The sequence below is a fragment of the Myxococcus sp. MH1 genome, from assembly GCF_059738865.1.
Genome location: NZ_AP026947.1, coordinates 6103551 through 6128183 on the forward strand (window position 1 = coordinate 6103551; position 24633 = coordinate 6128183).

15 protein-coding genes are annotated in these 24633 nt (G+C 70.5%); 10 read left to right on the forward strand and 5 right to left on the reverse strand.

Annotation, left to right across the window (positions count from 1 at the left end; all coding sequences use genetic code 11):
• Positions 1–145: 145 nt before the first annotated feature.
• Together pigA and AC6JA9_RS23610 are read left to right on the forward strand one after the other, a co-directional pair.
• Complete coding sequence (gene pigA / locus AC6JA9_RS23605; RefSeq protein WP_473566113.1) at positions 146–1282, forward strand: prodigiosin MBC biosynthesis dehydrogenase PigA; 1137 nt, start codon at positions 146–148, stop codon at positions 1280–1282.
• On the forward strand, positions 1279–2772 hold the full coding sequence (locus AC6JA9_RS23610; protein ID WP_223747397.1) for an amino acid adenylation domain-containing protein: 1494 nt from the start codon (positions 1279–1281) through the stop codon (positions 2770–2772). Before pigA ends, AC6JA9_RS23610 begins: the two co-directional genes overlap by 4 nt.
• Before the next feature lie 6 nt (positions 2773–2778).
• On the opposite strand, the gene AC6JA9_RS23615 is transcribed toward AC6JA9_RS23610, so the two are convergent.
• Positions 2779–3981, reverse strand: coding sequence for an aminotransferase-like domain-containing protein (locus tag AC6JA9_RS23615; RefSeq protein WP_497957869.1), 1203 nt, complete (start codon positions 3979–3981; stop codon positions 2779–2781).
• 216 nt (positions 3982–4197) lie between these two features.
• Between AC6JA9_RS23615 and AC6JA9_RS23620 the strand changes: the two genes are divergently transcribed.
• Positions 4198–5784, forward strand: coding sequence for an MBL fold metallo-hydrolase (locus AC6JA9_RS23620; RefSeq protein WP_248543510.1), 1587 nt, complete (start codon positions 4198–4200; stop codon positions 5782–5784).
• A gap of 7 nt (positions 5785–5791) precedes the next feature.
• Here the strand turns inward: AC6JA9_RS23620 and cysC are convergent, their stop codons facing one another.
• From cysC to cysD, 3 genes are read right to left on the reverse strand one after another with little or no spacing between them, the layout of a single operon-like run.
• Positions 5792–6343, reverse strand: coding sequence for an adenylyl-sulfate kinase (cysC, locus tag AC6JA9_RS23625; protein ID WP_046714122.1), 552 nt, complete (start codon positions 6341–6343; stop codon positions 5792–5794).
• 7 nt (positions 6344–6350) lie between these two features.
• Entirely contained in the window at positions 6351–7607 is a 1257-nt protein-coding gene (locus AC6JA9_RS23630) for a sulfate adenylyltransferase subunit 1 (protein WP_497957870.1), read from the reverse strand.
• On the reverse strand, positions 7607–8512 hold the full coding sequence (gene cysD, locus AC6JA9_RS23635) for a sulfate adenylyltransferase subunit CysD (protein ID WP_497957871.1): 906 nt from the start codon (positions 8510–8512) through the stop codon (positions 7607–7609). Before cysD ends, AC6JA9_RS23630 begins: the two co-directional genes overlap by 1 nt.
• A gap of 165 nt (positions 8513–8677) precedes the next feature.
• Between cysD and AC6JA9_RS23640 the strand changes: the two genes are divergently transcribed.
• Positions 8678–9463: a thioesterase II family protein gene (locus tag AC6JA9_RS23640; RefSeq protein WP_497957872.1), complete on the forward strand. Its 786-nt coding sequence runs from the start codon at positions 8678–8680 to the stop codon at positions 9461–9463.
• On the opposite strand, the gene AC6JA9_RS23645 is transcribed toward AC6JA9_RS23640, so the two are convergent.
• Complete coding sequence (locus tag AC6JA9_RS23645; RefSeq protein ID WP_248543509.1) at positions 9435–10241, reverse strand: 4'-phosphopantetheinyl transferase family protein; 807 nt, start codon at positions 10239–10241, stop codon at positions 9435–9437. The genes AC6JA9_RS23640 and AC6JA9_RS23645 overlap by 29 nt on opposite strands.
• Before the next feature lie 131 nt (positions 10242–10372).
• Between AC6JA9_RS23645 and AC6JA9_RS23650 the strand changes: the two genes are divergently transcribed.
• From AC6JA9_RS23650 to AC6JA9_RS23675, 6 genes are all read left to right on the forward strand, one after another.
• Positions 10373–11539, forward strand: coding sequence for a phosphatase domain-containing protein (locus AC6JA9_RS23650; RefSeq protein ID WP_497957873.1), 1167 nt, complete (start codon positions 10373–10375; stop codon positions 11537–11539).
• Positions 11540–11779: 240 nt separating this feature from the next.
• Positions 11780–13030 carry a glycosyltransferase family 2 protein gene (locus tag AC6JA9_RS23655; RefSeq protein WP_141328034.1) on the forward strand — a complete coding sequence of 417 codons (1251 nt, stop codon included), beginning with the start codon at positions 11780–11782 and terminating at the stop codon, positions 13028–13030.
• Positions 13027–14112, forward strand: a complete 1086-nt coding sequence (locus tag AC6JA9_RS23660) for a hypothetical protein (RefSeq protein WP_497957874.1) — start codon at positions 13027–13029, stop codon at positions 14110–14112. The genes AC6JA9_RS23655 and AC6JA9_RS23660 overlap by 4 nt, the downstream gene beginning before the upstream one ends.
• 35 nt (positions 14113–14147) lie before the next feature.
• Entirely contained in the window at positions 14148–15278 is a 1131-nt protein-coding gene (locus AC6JA9_RS23665; protein ID WP_497957875.1) for a hypothetical protein, read from the forward strand.
• An 86-nt stretch (positions 15279–15364) separates the two neighbouring features.
• Positions 15365–15922 carry a hypothetical protein gene (locus AC6JA9_RS23670; protein WP_223783667.1) on the forward strand — a complete coding sequence of 186 codons (558 nt, stop codon included), beginning with the start codon at positions 15365–15367 and terminating at the stop codon, positions 15920–15922.
• A 445-nt stretch (positions 15923–16367) separates the two neighbouring features.
• Complete coding sequence (locus AC6JA9_RS23675; protein ID WP_497957876.1) at positions 16368–24605, forward strand: Ig-like domain-containing protein; 8238 nt, start codon at positions 16368–16370, stop codon at positions 24603–24605.
• Positions 24606–24633: the final 28 nt, after the last annotated feature.

A 24633-nucleotide genomic window follows, 5' to 3' on the forward strand; every position in this document is an offset into this window, starting at 1 on the left:
CAAAACAGACCCAACCCGGCACACATGCAAGCCAAGGCAACCCGGGGGATTCTTGACGATTCACACACACCAGGGTGAAAGTCTTCAGACGCCCACGAATCTCACGGCGCGGCTGGCCCATCAACCCCTGACGACTCAGGACCGCATGGACTTCAGCTTTTCGAGTGAACAGGTGGAGCTGTACGACAGCGCTCTGTCGTTCGCGAAGTCGGAGTTGAGCGCGGAGGCCAGCGGCCATGAGGGATTCCCGAGGGACCTTTGGCGCCGATGCGGTGAGTTCGGCTTCCTGGGCCTGCCCGTGCCCGAGCACCACGGAGGGCTCGGGCTGGACACGTTGACGACGGCGCGGGTGATGGAGGCGCTGGGACGCGGATGCGCGGACACGGGGCTGGTCTTCTCCGTGGGGGCGCACCTGTTCGCGTGCGTGCTGCCGGTGCTGGAGTGCGGCGACGAGGCGCAGAAGCAGCGCTACCTCCCCCGGTTGTGCGCGGGAGCGTGGGTGGGCGCCAACGCCATCTCGGAGCCGGAGGCGGGCTCGGACGTCTTCGCGCTCAAGACGCGGGCGGTGCGCGACGGCCACGACTACGTGCTCGATGGGAGCAAGAGCTACGTCACCAACGGGCCGGTCGCCGACGTGTTCCTGGTGTACGCCGTCACCTCGCCCTCACACGGCTACATGGGCTTGAGCGCCTTCCTCATCGAGAAGGACACGCCGGGGCTCTCGGTGGGACGGCCCTTCCAGAAGATGGGCCTGTCCACCTCCCCCATCGCCCCGCTCTATCTGGAGAGCTGTCGGGTGCCCGCCTCCGCGCGGCTCGGGGAGGAAGGCCAGGGCGCGCCGATGTTCAAGCGCTCGATGCAGTGGGAGCGGGCGTGTCTGTTCGGCGCCTATGTCGGGTTGATGGAGCGGGTGCTGGAGCAGACGGTGGACTTCGCCCGACAGCGCAAGCAGTTCAAGCGGGCGATCGGAAAGAACCAGGCCATCTCCCATCGGCTGGCGGACATGAAGCAGCGGCTCGATGCGGCGCGACTGCTCCTGTACCGGGCCTGCTGGCTGATGGACCGCGGGCAGGACGCGGCGATGGAGGTGTCCCTCGCCAAGCTGGCCATCAGTGAGGGGGCGATCCAATGCGGCCTGGATGCCATCCAGATCCACGGAGGCCTGGGCTACGTGGCCGAGGTGGGCATCGAGCGCGTGCTGCGTGACGCCATTCCCAGCGCCCTCTTCTCCGGCACCTCGGAGATGCAACGCGACATCATCGCCAGTCACCTGGGCCTATGACGCTCGACCAGATTGTCATGCGCGCCGCGGCGCGGAACCCCGGGGCCATCGCCGTCAGGGGTCCCGATGAAATCCTCACGTACGGACAGCTCGACGCGCTCGCCAACCAGGTGGCGCGGGTCCTCCAGGAGCTGGGGGTCCAGCGCGGCGACCGGGTAGGCCTGTGGACCGAGAAGTCGGCGCGAGCAGTGGCCGCCATGCAGGGCATCGCGCGGCTGGGCGCCGCCTATGTCCCGTTGGATCCACTGAACCCGGCCGCGCGCACGCGGCTCATTCTCGACGACTGCCGCATCGACGTGGTGGTGACCAGCGCCGCACGTGCATCCGAGCTGCGCAACGGGGGCCTCGACCGTCTGCGCTTCCTGCTGGTGGACGACACGGGTCCTGCGCGCGCATGGACGAACCTGGGCAACGTCTCCCCGGAGTCGCTGCCGGGGCATGGCCTGGACGACCACGCGCTGGCCTACATCCTCTACACCTCCGGCTCCACGGGCACGCCCAAGGGCGTGTGCATCAGCCAGCGCAACGCCCTGGCCTTCATCGAGTGGAGCCATGCGCTGCTGGGCACCACGCCGGAGGACCGCTTCAGCAACCACGCGCCGTTCTTCTTCGACCTCTCGGTGCTGGACCTCTATGCGGCGTTCCTCGGGGGCGCCTCCGTCACGCTCATCCCGGAGGCGCTGGCCTTCACGCCGAAGAAGCTGGTGGAGCTGGTGCTGCGCGAGCGGTTCACCGTCTGGTACTCGGTGCCCTCCGCGCTCATCCTGATGATGTCGGAGGGAGGACTGCTGGAGCACGAAGACCTCCCGTTCCGGACGGTGCTGTTCGCGGGCGAGCCCTTCCCCATCCGCCACCTGCGCCCACTGAGAGAGCGCCTCGCCACCGCGCGGTTCTTCAACCTGTACGGTCCCACGGAGACGAACGTCTGCACCGCCTACGAAGTGGGCGACATCGCCCCCGAGCGCACCGAGCCGGTGCCCATCGGACATGCGAGCTGTGGTAACCGCGTCTGGCTGGCGGACGAAGCGACGCAGCCGGGCGTCGGAGAGCTGATGGTGGAGGGGCCCACGGTGATGCTGGGATACTGGGGTCAGCCGCCACAGGAGGCGCGGCCCTACGCGACGGGGGACCTCTGCCGTCAGCTTCCGGATGGCGGGTTCGAGTACCTCGGTCGCCGCGACAACATGCTGAAGGTGCGAGGGCGGCGCATCGAGCCGGGCGAAATCGAGACGGCGCTGCTGACCCATCCAGCAGTGCGGGAGGCAGGGGTCGTCACCACCGAGTCCGGCCTGGACGCGCGACTGGTGGCCTTCGTCGTGGCCGTCGACGGCACGAAGCCCACCCTCCTCCAGCTCAAGAAGCACTGCGCCGAGCGACTGCCCCGGTACATGATCATCGACGAGCTCCGCGTGCTGGCGGAGCTGCCAAGGACCCAGAACGGCAAGCTCGACCGGCGAGCGCTCCGCGACCTGGCGCCGCGGCGCACTTGACGGAGCTCACCCCTCCCGCAGCACCTCACCCAACCTGCGCACCGCCTCGGTGATCCGCTCCGGCGCGCAGGCGGAGAAGTTCAACCGCAGGCCATGCGACGCCGAGCGTCCACCGCTCACCGCGAAGGCCTGTCCCGGCAGGTACGCCACCTGCTGCGTCTCCAGCGCGCGTGACAGCAACACCGTGCTGTCCATCCCCTCGGGCAGCTCCACCCAGACGAACATCCCGCTCGTGGGCGTCGTCCACGTCGCCCCTGTGGGCAGCTGCGTCTCCAGCGCCTTCAGCAACGTGTCCCGCCGCAGCCGGTACTCCCGCCGCAGCGTCGCCAGATGTCCCTCCAATCGCCCCGACTGGAGGAACGCCAGCACCATCCGCTGCGGGAAGGTCGTCGTGTCGATGTCGCTCGCCTCCTTCACCGTCGCCAGCCGGAACACCATCCACTCCGGCACCACCACCCAGCCCACCCGCAGCGCCGGCGCGAGGATCTTCGAGAACGAGCCGACGTAGAACACCCACTCCGACTCCCACGCCTTCACCGGTGCGAGCGCCCCGCCCTCCTCGTAGTGCAGGAACCCATACGCATCATCCTCGATGACCGGCATCCGGTACTCGCGCGCCAGCCCCGCCAGCCGCTCCCGAGCCTCCCGCGCGAGGCTCGTCCCCAGCGGGTTGTGCCCGTCGCTCATCGTGTAGAACAGCGCCGGCCGCTCACCCGCCGCGAGCAGCGCCTCCATCCCATCCAGGTCCAACCCCGTGCGTGCATCCCGCCGCACCGGAACCCGACGCACGTCGTAGGGCGCGAGCACCTGCTGGAACCCCGAATACACCCGGTCCTCCAACAACACGCTCCGCCCCGGCTCCAACAAGAGCCGCGCGAGCAGGTTCATCCCCTGCTGCGCCCCCGTCGTCAGGAACACCTGCGCCGGCGAGCACCGCACGCCCCGCTTCGCCATCAGCGCCACCACCTGCTCGCGCAACGGCTCCAGCGTCGCCGAGTACTGCAACGCCTGCCCCTGCTCCGCCAGCACCCGCGCCGCCGCCTCCGCCATCCCCTCCGTCGGGAACAGCTCCGCCGCCGGCAACCCCAGGGCCAACGAGTACACCCCCGGCCGCGTGATCTTCTGCAACATGTCCTGGATGGCGGACGGCCCCAGCCCCCGCGCCCACGACGCCACCGGCAACTCGGCCACACTCGACGGAGCCTTCACGATGTCTCCACGTGATGACGCGCAAAACCTGCGCACTCTTGAAACTCCGCCGCAATCGTAGCGCACGGGAAAGCCGAGCGAGCAGGAAGCCACACCCGGAAGACACACCCCGCGTGGGCCCGGAGCCCTACTCGCGCTCGGCGGGCGGCCAGCCGTCACCTGGGGCTTCCCAGTCTCCGAGCCCTCCTCGATAATCGAAGCTCGCCTGGAGAACCGATGCTGGACCGACCGATGTACCTCAAGCCCAACGTGGCGATCGAGCCGCTGTACAACCAGTGGTACGCGTGGTGGTACCTGCTCTCGCCGGCCACCGCGCCCCTGTTCGTCACGAACCTGCACCAGAAGCTGATGCAGTCCTTCGTCGCGAACCCGGACGTGCACGTGGCCGCGCTGAAGAACCCCATGTTGATGGGCGGCCCCTTCATCAACCACCCCACGGCCAAGGCCCCTCGCGTGAAGGAGCTCCTGGAGCGCACGCAGAAGGAGCAGGCCCACATGCTCGCCTACACCAAGGCGGTGGGCGAGCTGGAGCAGCTGCTCGCGCCCAACAACGGCGGCTCGCTCGAGGCGCTCTACGCCAAGGTGCCCGACCTGCTGCGCGGCTACGTGGAGCTCACGTACGACCTGAGCAACCGCGCCAGCGCCCGCTTCATCGAGCCCCTGCTCTACAAGAGCCGCTTCTACCAGGAGTCCTCGCAGAGCGTGACGCTGTCCCAGGTGGACGGCGACTGGCGCCCGTACATCTTCAGCACGCCGCGCCTGGAGGAGGACACGCCCATCTGGCTCAACGTGCCCTTCCGTCACGAGGGCCTGGACGCGCTGTTCCGCATGCGCCACACGCCGGGCTCCCCGGGCCAGGTGGCGGAGATGCTCGGCGTGCCGTCCAAGGCCGCCGCCGCGTTCGCGGACCTGTTCACCGACGTGGTGCCGCGCAAGGCCGCCCGCTATGACGGCGAGGGCGTGCGCGTGCGCTACTTCGGCCATGCCTGCGTGCTGCTGGAGACCCGGGAGGTGAGCATCCTCACCGACCCCGTCATCAGCTACGAGTTCCCCACGGACCTGCCGCGCTACACCCACGCGGACCTGCCCGAGCACGTGGACTACGTGGTCATCACCCACGGACACGCCGACCACCTGATGATGGAGACGCTCATCCAGCTGCGTCACCGCGTGGGCACCATCATCGTCCCGCGCAACAACGGCAACTCGCTGGCGGACCCCTCGCTGCGGCTGATGCTCCAGGCCACGGGCTTCAAGAACGTGGTGGAGATCGACGACCTGCAGGAGATTCAAATCCCCGGCGGCTCCATCACCGGCCTGCCCTTCATCGGCGAGCACAGTGACCTGGCCATCCAGGCGAAGACGGCGCACCTGGTGCGGCTGGGCGGCAAGTCCATCCTGATGGCGGCGGACTCCAACGCGCTCGAGCCGCGGATGTACCAGCACCTGCGCGAAATCATCGGGCCCATCGACATCCTCTTCCTCGGCATGGAGTGCGAGGGCGGCCCGATGAGCTGGATGTACGGCCCGCTGCTCACCAACCCGCTGCCCCGGAAGATGGACCAGGCCCGGCGCCTCAACGGCTCCGACTGCGCCCGCGCGTCGGAGATCTCCAACTACCTGACGCCCAAGGAGGTCTACGTCTACGCCATGGGTCAGGAGCCCTGGCTGCGCCACGTGATGATCCTCGTCTACGACGAGACGGCGCCCCAGCTCATCGAGTCCAACAAGTACCTGGAGCACTGCCGCGCCAAGGGCATCCAGGCCGAGCGCCCGTACGTGCGCATGGAGCGCGTGCTCTAGCGAGCGCTCACGCGGCGCGGGGTGACAGGTGGCCCCGCGCCCGGAGCGCGTCCAGCACGCGCTCCACCCCCGCCTCCACCGGCTCCGTCGCCGAGCGGACCGTGACGTCCGGCGACTCCGGGGCCTCGTAGGGGTCCGAGACGCCGGTGAAGTGCGGCAGCTCCCCCGCCAGCGCCTTCTTGTAGAGCCCCTTCACGTCGCGGGTGATGAGCGCGTCCAGGGGCGCCTCGATGTAGACCTCCACGAAGTCCACCTGGGCCTCCGCCGCCAGCGCGCGCACCTCCGCGCGAGAGCGCTGGTACGGGGAGATGGCCGCGACGATGACGCCCACGCCGTGCCGCGCGAGCAGCCGCGCCACATGGCCGATGCGCCGCGCGTTCTCCTCGCGGTCCTCGCGCGAGAAGCCCAGGCCCCGCGTCAGCCACGTGCGCACCTCGTCGCCGTCCAGCACCTCCACGGCGCGCTCGGGGGAGAGCCGCTCGCGCAGCGCCCGCGACAGCGTGCTCTTGCCCGCGCCCGACATGCCCGTCAGCCAGAGGATGAAGCCCCGCCGGTTCATGCGCACCTCACACGGCGGGGCCGTTGATCATCCCGGCCCCCACCGTCGCGTTCGTCGCTTCGTCGATGAGGATGAAGCTGCCCGTGTGCCGGTTGTCGCGGTACGCGTCGAAGAACAACGGCGCCGTGGTGCGCAGCGTCACCCGGCCAATCTCGTTGAGCGCCAGCCGGGGACTCTGCTCGTCGCGGCTGAGCGTGTTGATGTCCAGCCGGTAGTGCAGCTGCTTCACCTGCGCGCGCACCGAGCGCGTGGTGTGCTTGAGCGCCAGCCGCGAGCCCGTCTGCAGCGACACGCCCTCCGCCAGCCAGCACACCATCGCGTCCAGGTCCTGCCCCACGTGCGGCGGGTTGCCCGGACGGCACAGCAGGTCGCCCCGGCTGATGTCCAGCTCGTCCGCCAGCGACACATTCACGGACATGGGCGGGAACGCCTGCGCCACCTCCCGCCCCGCCAGGTCCAGCGAGCGGATGCGCGTGGTGAACCCGGAGGGCAGCGCCATCAGCTCGTCGCCGGGCTTGAGCACCCCGCCCAGCACCTGCCCCGCGTACGCGCGGTAGTCCGGGAACCTCGACGACATGGGCCGGATGACCGTCTGCACGGGGAAGCGCACGTGGATGAGGTTGCGGTCCGACGCGATGTGCACGTTCTCCAGGTGGTGCAACAGCGTCGGCCCCTGATACCAGGGCATCTTCTCCGAGCGCGTCACCACGTTGTCCCCGCCCAGCGCGGAGATGGGGATGAACGTCAGGTCCGTCACGTCCAGCTTCATGGAGAACTGGCGGAACTCCTCGCGGATGGCCTCGAAGACGGCCGCGTCGAAGCCCACCAGGTCCATCTTGTTCACGCACAGCACCAGGTGCGGCACGCGCAAGAGCGACGCGAGGAACGCGTGGCGCCGCGTCTGCTCCAGCACGCCCTTGCGCGCGTCCACCAGGATGAGCGCCAGGTCCGCCGTGGACGCCCCCGTCACCATGTTGCGCGTGTACTGCAGGTGCCCGGGCGTGTCCGCGATGATGAACTTGCGGCAGGCCGTGGCGAAGTAGCGGTACGCCACGTCGATGGTGATGCCCTGCTCGCGCTCGGCCTTGAGCCCGTCCAACAGCAGCGCCAGGTTGACGTACTCGTCCCCGCGCGCGCGGCTGGTGCGCTCCACCGCGGCCAGCTGGTCCTCGAGAATCGAGCGCGTGTCGTGGAGCAGCCTGCCGATGAGGGTGCTCTTGCCGTCGTCGACGGAGCCCGCGGTCGCGAAGCGTAGCAGTTCCACTAGAAGTACCCCTCACGCTTGCGGTCTTCCATCGCCGTCTCGCTGAACTTGTCGTCCGCGCGGCTCGCGCCCCGCTCCGTGACGCGCGAGGCGGCGATCTCCGAGATGACGTCCTCCACCTTCACCGCCTCCGACTCCACGCACGCGGTGCACGTCATGTCGCCCACCGTGCGGAAGCGCACCGCCGCCGTCGTCACCTCCTCGCCCGGGAGCAGCGGCAGGTACGGGGACCACGCCATCAACATGCCGTCCCGACGGAACACCTCGCGCCGGTGGCTGAAGTAGATGGAGGGCAGCGCCACACCTTCGCGGGCGATGTACTGCCACACGTCCAGCTCCGTCCAGTTGGACAGCGGGAAGACGCGCAGGTGCTCACCCCGGCGGTGGCGGCCGTTGTACAGGCTCCACAGCTCCGGGCGCTGGTGCTTGGGGTCCCACTGGCCGAACTCGTCGCGGAAGGAGAACACCCGCTCCTTCGCGCGCGCCTTCTCCTCGTCCCGGCGCGCGCCGCCGAACACGGCGTTGAGGCGGTGCTTCTCGATGGCCTCCAGGAGCGGCACCGTCTGCGCCCGGTTGCGCGAGGCGCGGGGCCCCTTCTCCTCCGCCACCCGCCCGGCGTCGATGGCCTCCTGCACGGACGCCACCAGCAGCCTCGCGCCCAGCTCGGCCACGCGCGCGTCCCGGTACGCGAGCACCTCCGGGAAGTTGTGCCCGGTGTCCACGTGCATGAGGGGGAATGGCAGCGGCGCGGGCGCGAAGGCCTTCACCGCCAGGTGCAGCATCACCGCGGAGTCCTTGCCGCCGGAGAACAGCAGCACCGGGCTGTCCAGCTCGGCGACCACCTCCCGGATGATGAACACCGACTCCGCCTCGAGGGCGTCCAGGTGCGAAAGCTCGTAGCTCACGAGAGAAAACGCTAGCACGCCTCGCGCGGAGTCCCGCCAGTCCACTCATTCACGAAATACGCGCGTAACAAGGCAGGTATGTACACGGGGTGGAAGTCTTCAGCGGGCTCGAAGTGGCCAGGGCTTGACCCGTTTTCCTCGGCTGTGCGACAGAACCGTACCGTCATGCCCAGTGCGCCCACCTCGAATCCGAACGCCCCCGAACGCTGGTTTCCTTCCCGCAAGCCCCTGCCGGACGCCCGGCTGCGGCTGTTCGCCCTGCCCTTCGCGGGCGGCAGCGCCTCCATCTACAGCGGCTGGCAGGGGGGCCTGCCGCCGGGCGTGGAGCTGTGCGCGGTGCAGCTGCCCGGCCGCGAGCGCCGGTTGATGGAGAAGCCCTTCGACAGCCTGCCCGCGCTGGTGGACACGCTGCTGCCGGTGCTGGCGCCGCTGCTCGACAAGCCCTTCGCCTTCTTCGGCTACAGCATGGGCTCGCGCATCTCCCTGGAGCTCACCCGGCGGCTGCAGGCGCGCAACGGCCCCATGCCCCGCGGGCTGGTGCTGGCCGCGTCCGGCGCCCCACGCGAGTCGGACCGCAAGCCCATCCACCACCTGCCGCAGGAGCAGTTCATCGAGGAGCTGCGCCGCTACGACGGCACGCCCGAAGAGATTCTGCAGCACCGCGAGCTGCTGGAGCTGCTGGTGCCCACGCTGCGCGCGGACTTCGCGCTCGCGTGGTGGGAGAACGGCGTCTCCCCCGTGAAGCTCGACGTGCCCATCTCCGTCATGGGCGGCACCGCGGACAAGCACGTGTCGCTCGCCCGGCTGGAGACGTGGCGCGAGGAGACGCGCAGCCCGGACTTCCGCATCCGTCACTTCGAGGGCGGCCACTTCTTCCTGCGCGCGCAGCAGGCCGCGCTGCTCGCCGCGCTGGGCGAGGACCTCACCCGGTGGATGTCGACCCCGGCGTGAGGCCCCGCGCCGCCTCGAAGCGGGGCGGCGCATCCGACGCCAGCGGGACGGTGAACTGCCAGCGCACACTAAACGGCTGGTCCCACGGCCGCCGCATCGCCACCGCGGCCTGGTGACGCGCGGAAGGGCGCAGCTGCATGAAGCGCCAGGTCTCCGGCGTGTCCTTCATGCGTGCATCGAACGAGATGCGCGGCTCCCTGCCCGCCTCCAGGTGGAAGGCGAACTGGTCCAGCGGCAGGGACAGGCCCGCGCCCCGGGCCTTGATGTAGGACTCCTTGAGCGTCCAGTACTCGAAGAAGCGGCCGCGCTGCTCGCTCTCGGGCAGGGCCTTGAGCGCGGCGACCTCGGGCGCGGCGAAGAAGCTGTCGGCGATCTCCACCGTCTCGCCCTTGCGCTCCGCGTCCTCCACGTCCGCGCCCAGCTCCGCGTCCAGCCCCACCGCCACCAGCGCCATGCCGTCGGTGTGGGACAGGTTGAAGCGCAGCCGGGCACCGTGCTCACCGCGAATCTCCGGCCGCCCGTAGGCGTTGGTCGAGAAGCTCCACGCCGTGGGCGGCACCGGCGCGTAGCGCGACAGCGTCAGGCGCACCAGCGCGTGACTCACCAGGTACTGCTTCTGGTGGCGCTCGAAGCGGAAGCGCTGCTGCTTCTCGCGCTCGGCCGAGTCCAACAGGCCCCAGTACGCGTCCAGGAGGTGCCGCTCCAGGATGCGCTCGGGCTCGACAATCCACACGTGGACTTCGTCCGGACCCAGTTCCAGCGGCGCGACAGTCGACATGCGCCTGCTCTACCACGCCCACCCCACCCCCGCGTAGGCTCCCCAGGTTCAAGGCCGGCCTCGCGCCGGACGGGGGGAGCCACATGGATCCACGCGCCGCGACGAAGAAGCTGGAGACCCTGCGCACGCTTATGGCCGGTCATACCGACGCCAGCGAGGAGCGCCGCATCCTGGACCTGCTCGGTGACGCGACGCCCGCCGAGCTGAACTACCTGTTGGCCAACGTCGACCTGGAGTCGCTCCTGGGCGATCTGGACGACCGGGTCTTCGGCCCGGACCACCACACCGTCCTCATGAAGCTGCTGTGCCGGGAGCGGGCGCAGGATCTGGCGCTGCCCGTGCGCGCCAGCCTGGTGACGGCCATCCAGAGGGGCGGCACGCCCTACACCGCCGAGCAGTGCATCAAGGATTTGTTCCTCGGCGTGCGGGGCCGAGAGCTGACGGCGTTCAAGAACCTGCTCGACGCCGGCAACAACCACCAGGACCTGGAGAAGCTGCTCTTCGACGACGTGGACAACGTGGCGCTGCGCGAGGAGATCCTCGGCCACATCCAGCACGAGGCCCGCCTGGCGCCCAGCGGCGAGAGCAAGGTGCTCAGCGACATCGACGACACCTTCTACGCCAACCTCAAGGACAGCCGGTACCCGCCCAAGACGGTGTACCCGGGCGTGCTCGCCTTCTACGCGGAGCTGGACCGGGGGCCGGGCATCATCCCCGGACGCGAGGGCGACCTCACCTTCGTCACCGCGCGCCCCATGGACCCGCTGGGCGCGGTGGAGAACCTGACGTTCGACAGCCTGCGCAAGCACGGCGTTCCACCGCACGTGGTGCTGTCCGGCAGCCTCACGCACCTCCTGGGCAACTCGCGCATCGCCACGAAGAAGTTCGACAACTTCCTGCGCTACCTGCGCTGCTTCCCCGAGTACAGCTTCGTCTTCGTGGGCGACAGCGGCCAGGGCGACGTGGAGTTCGGCGACCGGATGCTCCAGCACGCGCCGGAGGCGGTGCACGCCGTCTTCATCCACGACGTGGTGGACACCCCGGAGACGACGCGGCGGGCGTGGCTCGACAAGCGCATCCACTTCTTCGACACCTACGTGGGCGCGGCGGTGGACGCGTTCGCGGTGGGCCTCATCTCCCGGGATGGCCTGGCCCGCGTGGCGCTCGCGGCGCGCGAGTCCATGGAGGGCATCGCCTTCACCTCCGCGGCCCAGCGCGACGCGCGCAAGACGGAGCTGTTGCGCGACCTGCAACGCGCGGATGCCTTGACGTCGCCCTCGCCGCCCGCGGCGCACTGACGTCCCGAGGGAGCGTCGGCTGGCGGAAGCGCCCCTCGACGCGGGGGCGGGCCGGCTGACCTGTTCCGGACGGCCGCTGGGGCGCGCGCTCGCGCCGGTGGGCAATCCCCTTCCACCGTCCCTGGGGGCAGTTGGCGCGGGCCCCCGCGTCGCCAACTTTCCCACCGCTCCCTCATGGGGGCCGAGGGGCGGAGCGCCCCCCGTGGCGAGGGAGGGTGGCGTGATGGGGGGCGGGGTCTGATGGAGCTCTTTCCCATCCACCTGCTGTTCATCGTCGTGCTGATGAACCGCTACATCCTGGGGCCGTTCCTGCGCCGCGTGCGGGGCCGGAGCATCGACCAGGTAGACGAGTCGTACCGGCCGCGGGTCGCCATCGTCATCCCCCTCTTCAACGAGGGCCAGGGCATCTTCCAGGCCGTCCGCAGCCTGCTGGAGCAGGACTATCCCCGCGAGCTGCTGCAGATCGTCGTGGTGGACGACTGCTCCAAGGATGACAGCTACGCGTGGGCGATGAAGGCCGCCGAGGGCCACCCCAACGTGCTCGTGATGCGCAACCCGGAGAACCTGGGCAAGCGCAAGGGCATCAACCGGGGCGTGAAGGCCGCGGTGGACGCGGAGATCATCGTCTCGGTGGACTCGGACGTCATCGTGGACCGCGCCGCCGTGCGCCACCTGGTGCGCCGCTTCACGCACTCGCGCATCGCCGCGGTGGGCGGCCGCACCTACGTGACGAACCGCCACCAGAACTGGCTGACGCGCATGGTGGAGATCAAGTTCCACTTCGCCCAGCAGTGGCTCAAGGACCTGGAGCGCAGCTTCCGACAGGTGATGTGCCTGTCGGGCTGCCTCACCGCGTACCGCCGCGACGTGCTGCTGGAGCTGGAGCCCATCCTGGAGGCGCGCGCCATCGCGGGCGTGCCCATCAAGTACGGCGAGGACCGCTTCCTCACGCGGCAGATCGTCAAGCACGACTACGAGACGGTCTACACGCTGGACGCGTTCTGCTTCACCGCCGCGCCGGCGACGCTCGCGGGCTACTTCTCCCAGCAGCTGCGGTGGCGGCGCTCCAACCTGGTGGACCTGCTGGGCGGCCTGTCCCATGCGTGGCGGCTGCACCCGGTCATCACCATCCACTACGTGTCGCAGCTCGCGCTGCTGCTCGCCTACCCCGTCGTCATCGTCCACAACGTCCTGACGGGTGAGTTCATGGACATCCTCGCGTTCCACTTCCTGGTCATCGGCCTCCTGGGAATCATCTACCGGCTGGAGACGCGGCACCTGCCGGAGGAGCGACGGGTGCATGGGGCGTGCTTCCTGCCCATGGCCCTCTTGATGCCGGTGACGTACGCGCTGTTCACGCCGCTGGCGCTGCTGACCCTGGACTCCGGTAGCTGGGAGACGCGGGGCAGTCCCAGCGCCGCGCCGGCCCCCAGTCCCGCGGCCAACCGCGGCGAGCTTCCGACCGACCCCGCTGGTGAGGGCTCTCCATGAACCAACGCGTCGCCAATCGCATCAACGCAGTGGCCGTCTCGCTCTACAAGATGATGGGCTCGGTGTTGCTGGGCCTCATCCTCACGGCCCTCATCTCGTTCCTGTCGGTGCAGGGCTTCTTCCTCCTGAGCCACTCCTGGGCGACGCCGACGGTGATATCGCCCACCGACCCGCAGATCCTCACGCTCAACACCCAGCTCGCCGCGCAGACGTCGTCCCGGGACCATGTGCTCGCGGAGAAGCGCGCGGTGGAGAACCGGATGACGGACGCGCAGCGCACCGTGGCCGCGGAGCGCTCGTTCCAGCAGCGCTTCCTGGTCGCCCTGCGCGGCGAGCGCGCCTCCAAGGACCGCACGGCCAGGCGCCTGGCCACGCTGCGCCGCGAGTACCAGGAGGCGCGCAAGGAGATCCTCGAGTCCAACCGCGCCTACGCGGGCCTGTCCCGCGCGCGCACGGATGCGCTGTATGGCGCCCGGCTCCTGCAGCAGGAAGACAAGCTCACCCTCAACCACCACCTGGCGCAGCTGGCGCAGAGCAACCTGTCACTGGCGCAGACGACGGTGGACCTGGAGACGCGGGTGGAGGGCATCCACCGTGAGATCGCGGGGCTGACGGCGGTGCAGGACGGCACGCCGGACGGGATGACGTCGGACGTGCTGCTGCTGGAGCGGGAGTACACGCACTCGATGCTGGAGCAGGCGCGCGCGGAGGCGACGCTGCGCAGCCTGGAGCACGACGCGAAGGCGCTCGACGACGTGGCCCAGCGCTACGAGGCGCTCATCGCGTCGCTCAAGGCCTCGCCGTACCTGCGCGCCATCGAGAAGGACCTGACGGTGGCCTTCGTGCCGTACGAGAACCTGGGCAACGCGGCGGAGGGCGCGCCCCTGTTCGCCTGCGCCCTGAAGGTCGTCTGGTGCCGCGAGGTGGGCGTGGTGGGGCGGGTGCTGGAGGGCGAGGTCTCCATCAAGCACCCCATCCGCCAGCACATGCTGCGCGGGGTGATGGTGGAGCTGAAGCTCACGGACGCCGCGTCGGCCCGGGAGGACCTGCTGCACCTGGGCCGCGCGCCCCTGGTGCTGTGAGCCGCGCGCCCATGACGACACGGTGGAGAAGTCCCATGCGGAAGAGCCTGACTTGCGGCGCGCTGCTGTTGCTCGCCGCGCGAACTCCCGTCTCCTGGGCCCAGTCGACGCCCGAGGCCACCACGCTGGAGGCTCGCTTGGAGGAGCGCTCCGCGGGCTACTGCGACTGGGTCCAGGGGATGGGTGACGCGGAGGCCGCGCTGGAGCTGGCGCCGGAGGTGTTCGGGAGCTTCGGCGCGGTGAACACCGGCGAGGCCGAGGGCGGCACCGCCCTGGGCAAGCCCAAGCTGCGCGTCACCGCGGGCCTGAGCTACGACTTCGTGGGCCTGTACCGCGGACGCACCATCCACCGGCGCGCGGCGGCGGAGTGCCGACGCTACCAGGCGCTCTCGTCGCTCCAGGCGGCGGTGCGCCAGGGCTCGGGGCTGGGCGAGGACTCGGCGCTGGAGGCCCGTGCCCGTGTCCTCCAGGACGCCCTGCCCCGCGCGGAGGCGCTCGTCACCGCGCTGCGCGAGGACCTCAAGCAAGGCCGCGCGACGCTCGAGGAGCTCAACGCCGTCCAGGTGCGGCTGGACCACCTGCGCTCGCTGAGCACGAACACGGCGCTGGCGCGGGAGCGGCTGGCCGCCCGTCCCGCCTTCGCCCGGGGGCAGCGGCTGGAGACGCTGCTGGAGGAGCTCCGGGCGGCCGATGACGCGGTGGAGTCCGCCGCCGGTGGCCTGCGTCGAGCCCGCGCCTGGCAGCTCAGCGTGCGCGGCGGGTACGACGAGGTCTTCGACGTGGACCAGGACGTGCCGCTCTTCGGGCAGGTCATGCTCACGTACGATCTGGGCCACCTGTGGCAGGGCAAGGCGAACGCCCGCGCGCGCGACGGCCGCCGCCGCGCGACGCTGCATGACGTGGAGGGGATGGACCAGCAGGTCTCCGAGCTGTTGGTGGAGCTGCGCTCCCGGCACAGGACGGAGGAGGCCCGGCTGCGCGAGGTCTCCGCGCTGGTGACGGACCTGGAGGGCCAGCTGCGCGACGTGGAGGCGCTGCAGACGCGAGAGATTCGCCGCTTCCGGGACTACCTCCTGTTGGAGCTGGCGAGGCTTCGCGCCGAGCAGGCCTACCTGACGGCCCATGTGGAGGCGCTCACCTCGTTCCTCGGGAACACCCAGCCCTGAGGCGGACCCGCGCGCGCACGTGGCTCCTGGTGACCTGCCTGGGGTCAGGAGCCCTCGCGGCCGCGCCCAGGACGGCGGACAGGCCCTTGCCACCGAGCCAGCTGAAGGTGACGGAGGGGGCGACCCGGCGGCGGCCCGACGGCCGGCTCGACGTGGACGGCGCGCGGCTGCGAGCCATCCTCCCGGGCTCCGACTCCTCGCGGGCCGAGCTGCGCTTCACGCCCCACGCCCCGTCCGAGGAGCAGCGCGCGTTGCAGTCCGGAGCACCGCGCCAGCAGGTGGGCCTCAAGCTGCGCGCCCTGGATGGCTGCAACGTGGTGTACGTGATGTGGCGCTTCACGCCGAAGCCCGGCCTCGTCGTCAACTACAAGCGCAACCCGGACCTGCACCGCAGCGCCGACTGCGGGAACTCAGGCTATGTCACCGTGCGCCCCACCCGCCGTGTCGCGCTCGGCGCGCCCGCCTGGGGACGAGAGCACGTGCTGCGCGTCGAGCTCACCCGCCCCACCTTGCGCGTCTGGGCCGATGACACCCTGGCGTGGGAGGGAGCGCTGCCTGCCGAGGCCTTCTCCTTCGATGGCCCGGTGGGGCTCCGCTCGGACAACGTGCGCCTGACGCTCCAGCTCCGCGTCCCGCCTCCGTAGGCCCCGCGTCGACATTGACCCTGCCGACGCGTGCCAGCGGATCCGCTGCTGCGCGTGTCGACACGACGCGTGATTTCTCTCGCCGCGAAACAGCAATCCCAGACATCCACCCTCCGCGCGCTCGCGGCCCCGCTGAAACACGCTCGTCCGGATTCCAGAATCTGGATCCAGCTCCCAGACAGACACTTCGAGCGTGTGTTTCACGCGGCCTCGAAAACCGACAACCCAGCCGTGAATCCTGTGTTTCACGCTGGCACCCCGGTTGCTTTTTCGACGGTCCGTGACAGAGCGAGCCACCCCCGCCTCCGAGCCGTCCCCCCGGCGAGCCATAGCTGACTGGGATTCCATGCCCCCCGGCGATTCCCGGGCTCGTGGCGTCCAGCGCCAGGTCGTCGCGGACCTCGCTCATCGGTCCCCTCCTCCCGCCCCTTCAGGTACCCCCACCATGACCACGACCTCCACTCGCGGCGCCGCGTCGCGAAGGCGCTGGGTGCTGCCGCTGCTGATGACCGCCTTCGCGGGCCAGGCGCAGGCGGCGCCGGTGCTTCGCCACACGGCGGACCAGCGCGGCGACCTGCTGATGGTGGGCAACACGCTCGCCCACGACTGCGCCCCCAACGTCCCCGGGCCGGTGGTGGGAACCGTCGGGAACTGCGGCTCGAACACCTCCGATGACGCGGTGGATGTCTATTGGACCCTCCAGTCGGGCGTGGCCCAGGCGAACACCTCGGTGACGGCCACGCAGGCGCGCAGCCGGGCGGCGCTGGTGATTCCCCCGGGCGCGGTGGTGACGTACGCGCGTCTGTACTGGGCCGCGCACCTGTCCACCAGCACCAACGCCCGGACGCCGGACACCACCGCCGAGTTCGGCCGGCCCGGCGTCTTCACGCAGATGCTGACGGCGGATGTCTCGCACAGCTACGCGCCGAGCGGCCGCTACATCTACGAGTCCTCCGCGGACGTCACCACCCTGGTCGCCACGAACGGCTCGGGGGTCTACGAGGTGAGCGACGTCGACTCCGCGCCCCTCGCCAGCCTCAACAACACGGACACGTTCAGCGCCTGGGCGCTGGTGGTGTTCTACCGCCACCCGGACTCGCCCATCCGCAACCTGACCCTGTTCGACGGCATGGACTACGTCAGCAATGGCAACCCCCAGACGGTGACGCTGTCTGGCTTCAACGTGCCGAGCTCGGGCTTCGACGCCAAGCTGGGCGTGCTGGCCTTCGAGGGCGACGCGACGCGCACCGGCGACCAGTTCCGCGTCAACGGCAGCAACATCTCCGACGGCGCCAACCCGGTGAACAACTTCTTCAACAGCACGCGCTCGGTGCTCGGCACGCCCGCGAGCCACGCCGACGACCTGCCCCGGCTGACGGGCGCGTCGGCGAGCATGTCCGGCGTGGACATGGACGTGGTGGACATCACCAACCACGTCTCCGGTGGCGCCACGTCGATGACCGTCACGGCGACGTCCTCGGGTGACTCGTACATCCTCGGCGCCTTCGCGACGTCCATCGCCACGCTGCGCCCGGACTTCACCAACACGTACAAGACGGCCACGGCGGTGAACCCGCGCGCGGACGGCTCGCTGCGCGGCGGCGACCTCATCGACTACACCATCGTCACCACGAACACCGGTGACGACGTCAGCATCGAGACCGTCCTCCAGGACCCGCTCCCCGCCCAGCTCGCCTATGTCCCGGGCTCGCTCGAAGTCCTCACCGGCCCCAACGCGGGCCCCCTCACCGACATCCAGGGCGACGACGTGGGCGAGGTCAGCCCCACGGGGGTCATCACCGTGCGGCTGGGCACGGGCGCGACGAGCACGCTGGGTGGCAGCCTGCAGCTCAACCAGAGCACCAGCATCCGCTTCCGCGCCGTGGTGAACCCCGCGGCCTCCGGCGTCATCGCCAACCAGGCCACCATCACGGCCCAGGGCGAGCGCGGCGCGCCGGCCAGCTCCGCGAGCAGCTCCCCGTCCCCCAGCACCACCGGCCCGACCAACATCGTCGTGTCCGTGCCGCCCGCGCCCGTCGTGACGGCGCCTTCGAACGGGAGCACCCTGGGGACGAACCAGCCCGGGTTCACCGGCACGGCGGAGCCCGGCAGCACCGTCAGCGTGGTGATTGGAGGCGTGGTCGTCTGCACCGCCCCGGCCCACCCCACCACGGGCGCCTGGTCCTGCACGAGCAGCGCGCTCCCCGACGGCGCGCACACCGCCACGGTGACCACGAGCGACCCGGCCGGCAACACCAGCCCCGCCACCACGGTGAGCTTCACCACCGACACCGCCGCGCCCGACACGAGCCTCCTCACCGGCCCCGTGGGCACGGTGGCGGCGCCGGGCGCGAGCTTCACCTTCGACTCCAACGAGAGCGGCGTGACGTATGAGTGCAGCCTGGACGGCGCGGCCTTCACGGCCTGCACCTCGCCCACCAGCTACACGGGGCTCGCCCAGGGCTCCCACACGTTCCAGGTGCGGGCCCGGGATGCGGCCGGCAACGTGGACCCGACGCCCGCCAGTCGCACCTGGGTGGTGGACACCGTGGCGCCGGATACGACCATCGTCAGCGGCCCGAGCGGCCTGACGAACAGCGCGAGCGCGACGTTCGACTTCAACTCCAACGAGCTCGCGGTGACGTACCAGTGCTCGCTGGACGGGGCCCCCTTCGCGGCGTGCACCGACCCGGTGACCTTCCCAGGCCTGTCTCAGGGCAATCACACCTTGCAGGTGCGGGCGGTGGACGCCGCCGGCAACCTCGACGCCACGCCCGCCAGCCGGACCTGGACCGTGGACACCGTGGCGCCGGACACCAGCATCACCTCGGGCCCGACGGGGACGACCAACTCCAACAGCGCCACGTTCACCTTCACCTCCACGGAGTCGCCCGCCCTCTTCGAGTGCAGCCTGGACGGTGGGACCTTCTCCGCTTGCACCACGCCCGCGACCTTCAACAACCTGTCCCAGGGCAACCACACGTTGGCGGTCCGCGCGCGTGACAGCGCGGGCAATGTGGATGGGACGCCGGCCACGCGCACGTGGACGGTGGACACCGTGGCGCCCGAGACGACCATCGTCAGCGGCCCATCCGGGACGACGGCCTCCACCGAGGCGACGTTCGACTTCGACTCCAACGAGAGCGGCGTGACGTACGAGTGCGCGCTCGATGGTGCGACCTTCACCGGCTGCACGGACCCGATGACGTACACGGGGCTGTCGCAGGGCAGCCACACCTTGCGGGTCCGCGCGCGCGACAGCGCCGGCAACGTGGACGCGACGCCAGCCACCCGCACGTGGACCGTCGACACGGTGGCCCCCGACACGTCCTTCGCGAGCACGCCCCCGGCCGTGTCCAACTCGGCGGTGGCCCACTTCCAGTTCAGCTCCAACGAGAGCGGCGTGAGCTACGAGTGCCGCCTGGACGGCGCGGTGATGTTCACCGCGTGCTCCGCCTCGCAGAGCTTCCCTGCCCTCGCGCAGGGCAGCCACACGCTGGAGGTCCGCGCCGTGGATGCCGCGGGCAACGTGGACCCCACGCCCGCCGTCTACACGTGGACCATCGACACCACCGCGCCGGACACCACCCTCTCGGGCGGCCCGACGGGGACGACCTCGGACACCGGCGCGACGTTCACCCTCACCTCCACCGAGAGCCCGCAGACGTTCCAGTGCTCGCTCGACGGGGCACCGTTCACCGCGTGCACCAGCCCGACGTCGCTCTCGAACCTGGCGGATGGCTCGCACACCTTCGCGGTTCGCGCCGTGGATGCCGCGGGCAACGTGGACCTGACGCCGGCCACACGCACGTGGACGGTGGACACCCTCGCGCCGGACACGACCATCGTCAGCGGCCCGCCGAGCCTCTCCGCTTCGGCGGACGCCGGGTTCACCTTCAGCGCCACCGAGACGCCGGTGACGTTCGAGTGCTCGCTCGACGGTGGGACGTTCGCCACCTGCGCCGCCTCGCAGTCCTTCCCCGGCCTCTCGGACGGCGCGCACACTCTTGCGGTCCGCGCGCGCGACACCGCGGGCAACGTGGACCTGACGCCCGCGACGTACGCGTGGACGGTGGACACCACCGCGCCGGACACGAGCATCGTCAGCGGGCCCTCCGGCCTGACGAACAGCGACAGCGCGACGTTCGGCTTCGACAGCACGGAGTCCGGCGTCACCTTCGAGTGCTCGCTGAACGGCGCCACGTACGTCGCCTGCTCGAACCCCGTGACGTTCGACGACCTGTCCCAGGGCAGCCACACGCTCACCGTGCGCACCCGTGACAGCGCGGGCAACGTGGACCCGACGCCGGCCACCCGCACGTGGACCGTCGACACCGTGGCGCCCACCACGACGTTCACCAGCACCCCGCCCTCCATCACCAACGCCACCTCCGCCACCTTCGGCTTCGGCAGCGACACGGACCCGGTGACGTATGAGTGCTCACTGGACGGCGCGACGTTCATCACCTGCTCCAACCCCCGCACCTTCACGGGCCTCTTGGAAGGCAGCCACACCCTGGCGGTCCGCGCTCGCGACACGGCGGGCAACGTGGACGCCTCGCCCGCGACATACACCTGGACCGTGGACACGACGGCGCCGGATGCGCCCGTCATCGACACGCCCGCCAACGGCGTCGTGGTGCCCACGCAGCGCCCGGTCATCTCCGGCACGGGGACGGCGGGCACGCTGGTGACGGTGAGCGTGGATGGCATCGTCCTGGGCGCCGCGCCCGTGGATGCCCAGGGCCGCTGGACGTACACCCCCGCCGTGGACCTGGGCCAGGGGCTCCACACGGCCACGGCGACGGCCACCGATGCCGCGGGCAACGTGAGTGACGACAGCGCGCCCTCCGAGTTCACCGTGGACACGGTGGCTCCCGACGCGCCGGTCATCGCCACGCCGGCGGACGGCACCACCATCGCCACCGCGACGCCCGTCTACTCCGGCACCGCCGAGCCCTTCGCTCAGGTGACGGTGGAGGTGGACGGGGACGTGATTGGCACGGTGACGGCGAACATCGACGGCGAGTGGAGCCTGCCCAGCCCGACCGCGCTGAGCGAAGGTCCCCACACGGTCGAGGCCACCGCGACGGACTCCGCGGGCAACACGAGCGAGACGGCGTCCAACGGGTTCGACATCGATTTGTCCACGCCGGAGACCTTCATCGACTCCGGCCCCGCGGCCTTCACGCGCGAGACCGCGGCCACCTTCGTGCTCCGCATGGAGAACGGCGGCGTCTCCTTCGAGTGCAGCCTGGATGGCGCGGCCTTCACGCCCTGCACCAGCCCGCTGAGCATCACCGGCCTCTCCGAGGCCACCCACGTCCTCGCGGTCCGCGCCGTCAACGCCCTGGGCACGGTGGACCCGTCGCCCGCGACGTACACGTGGACGGTGGACCTGCAGGCGCCCTCGGCTCCTGTCGTCGTCTCGCCGGCGAATGGCGGCACGGTGGGCACCGCGACGCCCACCATCACTGGCACGGCCGCGTCGGACAGTCAGGTCTATCTGGAGGTGAACGGCGCCACCTACGGCCCCATCTCCGTGACGTCGTCCGGCACGTGGACCTTCACCTTCCCCACCGCGCAGCCCGAAGGCCCCCTCACGCTCACGGCCGTCGCGGTGGACTCCGCGGGCAACACCTCCGATGCGACGTCCCACGGCTTCACCATCGACCTGACGCCGCCGGAGACGTTCATCGAGTCCGGACCGGACGCGCTCACCCGTGAGACTTCTGCCACCTTCGAGCTGCGCTCCGAGGGCGGCGCGGTCGGCTACGAGTGCAGCCTGGACGGCGCGGCCTATGTGGCCTGCACCTCACCCGTGAGCTACTCGGGGCTCGCGGACGGTGAGCACCAGCTCCGCGTGCGCGCGGTGGACGCGGTGGGCAACGTGGACGCGACGCCCGCGACCCACACCTGGACGGTGGACACCACTGCGCCGGACACGCTCATCGTGTCCGGTCCGGACTCGCCCACCCGCGCCGTGGATGCCTCGTTCGAGCTCGCCGCCAGCGAGCCGGGCTCCACCTTCGAGTGCAGCGTGGACGGCGCGACGTACGTCGCCTGCACCAGCCCGGCCCTGTTCGAGGGCTTCGCCGAGGGCGAGCACACCCTGACGGTGCGCGCGGTGGACGCCGCGGGCAACGTGGACCCCACGCCCGCCGAGTACACGTGGACGGTGGACCTGACGCCGCCGGCCGCTCCGCTCATCGCGTCGCCCGCCCAGGGCGCGGTGCTGGATGACGGCGTCGTGACGCTCACGGGCACGGCCACGGACGCGACGTCGGTGATGGTGACGGTGGGAGGGACGACCTACGGTCCCATCCCCGTGAATGGCGCCGGTGGGTGGACCTTCACGCCGCCCGTGACGCTGGGCGACGGCACGTACACGGCGGTCGTCACCGCCACGGATGCCGTGGGAAACACCAGCGGGCCGACGAGCGTCACCTTCACGGTGGACACGACGGCGCCGGACACGGTCATCGACAGCGGTCCCGAGGCCCTGACGAACGTGGCCTCCGCGTCCTTCGTCTTCTCCTCGAACGAGTCGCCGGTGAACTTCGAGTGCAGCCTGGACGGCGCGGCCTTCGTCGCGTGCTCCGCCCAGGCGACGTTCGACAGCCTCGCGGACGGCGCGCACACCCTCGCGGTGCGCGCGGTGGACGCGGCGGGCAACGCGGACGCGACGCCCGCGGAGCACACGTGGACGGTGGATACCCAGGCGCCCGCCGTGGACATCGACACGCCGGCGGATGGCTCGGTGTCGAGCGTCGCGACGGTGACGTATTCGGGCACGGCGGAGCCGGGCAGCATCGTCACCGTGACGGTGGACGGCACGGTGCTGGGCACCTTCGAGGTGGATGGCTCGGGTGCGTGGACGCTGACGGGGAGCGCGCCGCTCGGAGAGGGCTCGCACACCGTCTCCGTCAGCGCGACGGACGAGGCGGGCAACACCAGCACCCCCGTCGTCCACACCTTCACCGTGGATGCCGAGCCGCCGCAGACGGCGTTCACCCAGACGCCGCCCACGCTGACGCGTCAGTCCTCGGCCACCTTCGGCTTCAGCTCGGACGAGTCCCCGGTGACGTACGAGTGCAGCCTGGACGGCGCTCCCTTCGGCGAGTGCCAGAACCCCTCCGAGCTGACGGACCTGACCGACGGCGAGCACACGCTGGAGGTCCGCGCGAAGGATGAGGACGGCAACGTAGACCCGACGCCCGCCTCGTACACGTGGACGGTGGACACCCAGGCGCCGGACACGCGCATCGTCAGTGGTCCACCGCTCACGGAGGCGCCCGCCGACGCCACGTTCGTCTTCGAGTCCACCGAGCCCGGCTCCACTTTCGAGTGCAGCCTGGACGGCGCGACCTGGACGCCGTGCACCAACCCTGTGGCCTTCACGAACCTGGCGCTCGGGGCGCACACCCTGGAGGTCCGCGCGGTGGACGCGGCGGGCAACGTGGATGGCTCGCCGGCTTCCTACGCGTGGGTCATCACGGCCGACTCGGATGGTGACGGCCTGACGGACGCGGAGGAGGTCGCGCTCGGCACGGACCCGAACAACGCCGACACGGACGGCGACGGCCTGCCGGACGGCATCGAGGTGAAGGTCGCTGGCACGGACCCGCTCGATGACGACACGGATGACGACGGTCTCCTGGATGGCAACGAGGACGCCAACCACAACGGCCTCGTCGATGACGGTGAGACGGACCCGAAGAAGGCGGACACGGACGGCGACGGGCTGACGGACGGCCTGGAGCTGGGCCTCACCGAGCCGCAGGGCACCGACACGGACCCGGCGCGCTTCACGCCGGACGCGGACCCTTCGACGAAGACGGACCCGCTCAACCCCGACACGGATGGCGGCGGCGTGCGCGACGGCATCGAGGACGCGAACCACAACGGCCGCGTCGACGCCGGCGAGACGGACCCGCTCTTCGCCCCCGACGACGTCGACTCCGACATGGACGGCATCGATGACGCGACGGAGCTCGCGCTGGGCCTCGACCCGCGCAACGCGGACTCCGACTCCGACGGAGTGCCGGATGGCGTGGATGGCATCACCGACACGGACGGGGACGGCCTCATCGACGCGTTGGACCCGGACAGCGACAACGACGGCGTGCTGGACGGCACGGAGCTGGGCGTGACGCGCGAGACGGCGCACCCGCACACGGACCAGACCTCGCCGAACTTCCGTCCGGACGAGGACCCGAGCACCACCACCGACCCGAAGACCCCGGACACGGATGGCGACGGGCTGACGGATGGCGAGGAGGACGCCAATCACAACGGCCGCGTCGACGCGCGGGAGACGGACCCGAACAACCCCGACACGGATGGTGACGGCCTGCCCGACGGCATCGAGGTGAAGGGCGAGAACCCCACGGATCCGCTCAATCCGGACACGGACGGGGATGGCCTGCCGGACGGCGAGGAGGACGCGAACCACAACGGCCGCGTCGACCCACGCGAGACGGACCCGAACAACCCCGACACGGATGGGGGCGGCGCCAGTGACGGCGTGGAGGTCGCAGACGGCTCGAACCCGCTGGACGGCAATGATGACTTCCTCATCGCCGGAGGCGGCTGCAGCACCGGCGGCGCGGCCACGCTCGCGCCGCTGGCCCTGCTGCTCCTCGCCCTGCCGCTGCGTCGCCGGGCGCGTCGCGACGGATGAGTCACCGAGGGCTCCGGCGGCCATGCGC